Origin of the sequence: Arthrobacter sp. Hiyo1 (genome assembly GCF_001263615.2) — a bacterium.
Taxonomy (GTDB): domain Bacteria; phylum Actinomycetota; class Actinomycetes; order Actinomycetales; family Micrococcaceae; genus Arthrobacter.
Genome location: NZ_DF952477.1, coordinates 177,318 through 180,841 on the forward strand (window position 1 = coordinate 177,318; position 3,524 = coordinate 180,841).

4 protein-coding genes and 1 pseudogene are annotated in these 3,524 nt (G+C 62.9%); 2 read left to right on the top strand and 3 right to left on the bottom strand.

The genetic code is table 11. From position 1 onward, the window contains the following. A partial coding sequence (locus tag AHiyo1_RS25805; protein ID WP_216363291.1) for a hypothetical protein occupies positions 1-315 on the bottom strand: 315 nt, incomplete at its 3' end. Positions 316-623: 308 nt separating this feature from the next. Here AHiyo1_RS25805 and AHiyo1_RS22225 point away from each other — a divergent pair. After that, on the top strand, positions 624-1,082 hold the full coding sequence (locus tag AHiyo1_RS22225; RefSeq protein WP_059390026.1) for a hypothetical protein: 459 nt from the start codon (positions 624-626) through the stop codon (positions 1,080-1,082). Positions 1,083-1,790: 708 nt separating this feature from the next. Here the strand turns inward: AHiyo1_RS22225 and AHiyo1_RS22235 are convergent. Next, positions 1,791-2,486 (bottom strand): hypothetical protein, encoded by a 696-nt coding sequence (locus AHiyo1_RS22235; RefSeq protein ID WP_059390030.1) that lies wholly within the window; start codon positions 2,484-2,486, stop codon positions 1,791-1,793. 151 nt (positions 2,487-2,637) lie between these two features. Between AHiyo1_RS22235 and AHiyo1_RS22240 the strand changes: the two genes are divergently transcribed. Further along, positions 2,638-2,955: a hypothetical protein gene (locus tag AHiyo1_RS22240; RefSeq protein WP_216363292.1), complete on the top strand. Its 318-nt coding sequence runs from the start codon at positions 2,638-2,640 to the stop codon at positions 2,953-2,955. 208 nt (positions 2,956-3,163) lie between these two features. On the opposite strand, the pseudogene AHiyo1_RS27625 reads toward AHiyo1_RS22240, so the two are convergent. Continuing rightward, positions 3,164-3,524: pseudogene (locus AHiyo1_RS27625) on the bottom strand (DUF3459 domain-containing protein); the annotation flags it as partial.

The window sequence follows — 3,524 nt, forward strand, 5'->3', positions numbered from 1 at the left end:
GATCGCCGCAGCGTTCCTGATCATCCAGCCGTGGGCAGGCGTCGGCGGTCCACCCCTATCGGCTCCCGGGCCCAACAGCCCGATCACGAGCCTTGGCTCGATGCCGCCGTCGAGCGCTGCCAGCATCCCAAACGAAACGATCATGCTGATCGGATCGACAACCCCGGTTGGAGCAGCGTCGCTGTGGCCGGATGTCGTGTTTCCGGTGGCGCCGGGCACGGGTCGCTCGATAGCCCAGGCCGGATCCGTCATCGTTGAGGCAAGATTGCAGGGCAGCATGTTGATCGTGGCCAACAGCTCCGATGCGGGCGCCACATGGACGACCAGCCAGGTAGCCTTGGCGACCCCGGTGCCATACGTCGACGTATCGCTATCCGGTGACGGCAAGCACTGGATAGTCGGCCCGCCACACGAAGGAGGGGCGACGATGTCGACCTACGCGGGCGCCTACGTCTCCACGCCGGGCGGCGGCCTCCAAAGGGTCTCCCTGCCCGGCCAGGCCTCGCACGCCGCGTGGGCCGGATCGACTCTGCTCGTGAGCGGCGGAGCGATGGACACCCACCTCTGGTCAAGCACCGACAACGGACAGTCCTTCACCGACATCAGCGAGTGTCCAAGGATCGATGCCACCGCTCGGATATCAGGGCGCTCCGTCGATCTCGCTGCTGCAACTGGGCAGCGCTTTGGCAGCCATCTCACTTGCACCGAACGGAGCAGCCAGCACCGCGACCGTCTACGTGACGAGGGACGGCGCCACGTTCGGCAAGGGCGCTTCGGTGGGACTGCCGAACATCGCGCCAGGGCCGCTGAACGGACTTGCCAGCACCTACGGCAGTGACGCCGTCATCGTGACGAGTGCCGCACAGCTACTCAAGGTCACAGCCGATGCCCAGTTCCAGCCGCTCGTGATGTCGGGGATCCCCTCAGGAATGAACTCGCTCGGAATCCAGTTCCGGGACGACGCCAGAGGCATCGCCAACACCACGAGGACGACATGCGCTGAGGGGAAGACCGGCTGCTCCACGCTCTCCACCCGGTACACCACGGCGGACGGCGGGGCCCACTGGACCCCTGCCCCCTAAGCACAAAAGGCTGCCTCCGGCGACACCGAAACCGCCATTCCCCGTGGTGAATTAACCGCCAAGTCACACTGCAATCAGCCTTCAACGTAGTCTCACGAACGGTCGTTTTTGATCCTTATGTGTATGCCAAGGGCGGGCAGGCGGTCGCCGCGGACGCCGTGCACTGGACGATCGCCAATCGACAGGCGAGTTCCGACCACACCACGGGCTCCGTGGAGCCTGCGGTTGACGCACTGCTGGCAGCATGGTCACCACCTCATGTCCGTGCTATCCGCTCCTGCGAACGCGCGTGACGACGAACGCAATGATAACGACAAGCAGAGTCACCAGGCCTAGCCAAAAGCTGAATCCTAAACTGCCCGAAATCAGTCCCCCGATCAAGGCCAACGACCCGGCCACCCCGAACAAAAAGAAGAAAAGTGGGTTGATTGAGGAATCACGATTGCCTGCCATGGTGCGGTCAACCTCTCTCATAGTCCAGCCAAGGTTCCGAGGTCCACATAGACCTTCAGGAACCGTCAACCTGTTGACAGTTTTGCGCATCCCCCAGCGGAAATCACCTATACCGCCAAACCGATCCGTGAAAAGGCCGCCATTCCGAACCAACAGTCACAAGTGGCTACTGTTCAGGTCTGCCTAGTGAGCTCCAATCACGGGGCATTGCCAGATCGGTTATTGCTCATAGGCGTGGCCCTGGCTTGATGAATTTCACTGTGCCGATGTGCGTTTCGCGAACTCGATGCGGATGTACTTGAGTTCATCGCGTGGGAGTACGGCCGTCACAACGCCGCCCCGTTCGAGGGATGCACCCACCCCGTACACGAACGGGTTCTTGTCCATCTCCACACCCTGCACTTCGATGCCGTCAATCCGCACTGCCACCTCACGGTTGGCCGGTCGACTTCTGAGGTCGGGGGCGAGTCCGTCCCAGACGTTGCCTCCGAGCTGTCGTTCGCGCCGGTAGCGGTTCATGAGGATGTAGTTCATATGTTCGGCCAGCACCCTGGCCGGAGATGAGCGTTCGGAGGCCTCGCGGTGCCAGGTGGTCCTCACAGCCTCCCAGAGCTTCGGGTATCGCATGCGTTGAACCCCTTCAACTAGCCAGGCCGGCCGGGGCCAAGGGGTAACAGTTTCGATCGACCTTCGCGTCTGCTCGTCGAGCTCGGCCAGGTTTATCGGGTCGGCTCGGTCAGCGGGGTTCCGCCACAGCGTGTAGGTGATGCTCGCCGACATCTCGTTGTATCCGCGGGAATCCTGCCCGTAGTGGAACCCGACCATATCCGGATCTTCCAGCGAAGGCTGGGACACCAGACCCATGATCGGAATCGGCATGAGTACCAGACGCTTGGCATGCTCGAGGCGCGGGTCGGGTGCGTCTTCGGGAACCACTCCATCGAACCTCACTTGCCGATTGTGCGACGGCCGCGAGCGGTTGGCAATACCGCGTATGTGTGGACCCCAGGCTCTTGACCGCGCGCCTGTCGTCCGCGAGTCTTGGCGCATGGCACTTCGATATGTTCGGTGCATTGCCGCGGCGGCAGCCGCGATGGCGGTGATGAGTGGATGTGCGACGCCGGCAACGCCGACAATCGATGCCTCGACAAGTCCGGCAACCACCCCCGTCTCAAGTGTCCCTTTCGCCCTCTTCACTCATTGCGGCATCTATGAGGCACGGGTGCAGGACACCTTCTTCCTCGCCGACCAACCGCTGAACGACGGCCACGGAAATCCCCCAGCGGGCTGGGGCAACCCCTACCAATCGGGCACCATCACCGTGGCAGGCTCGCAGGCCGTTTTCCACGACGACAGCGGCCACACCGTGACTTTCCATGAACGTCCTGGTGCCACGAGCTTCCTTCAAACTTGCTCCTGAGGCGTAGTACGAGCGAAATTTTGAGTACAAGCCCACCCGCTCACGGGACACGCGGGGATCGGCGGGCCAGGGACCAATAAACTGGCTGGCACTCCCCGGGAAAGGCTGGCCCGAAGGTCCGGGTTCACGAGCATGCTCACTGTCGTGCTTCTGGTGGTCGTGTCTTTCAGCATGACCGCGCTCAGCAACGAACAGCGCATCAACGGACTCAGCTGCGGATCCAGGCGGTTGCCTCGCCGGGGAGCGTGCCGTTCTTGACGTCGGCGCTGGCAAGGAGCACCTCACCCTTGGGCAGGGCCACCGGTGCTGTCCCGAAGTTGGCCACGACATGCCAGTTGCCGGGGCGCACGAAATGCAGCACATTCTCATCGCTGATGTCCCCCCATTCAAGAGTCTCCGGACCTTGGAGCTGGTGCCGCAGGGCGAGGGCGCGTCGGTAGAAAGACAATGTCGAGGCAGGGTCCTTCTCTTCGACGCTCACGGCGTACCGGGCGAACCATCCGGCTGGGGCAGGTGCGAGCCGCCGGTACCGAAACCGAACGAGGTCCCGTCCGGCTCCCAGGGCAGGG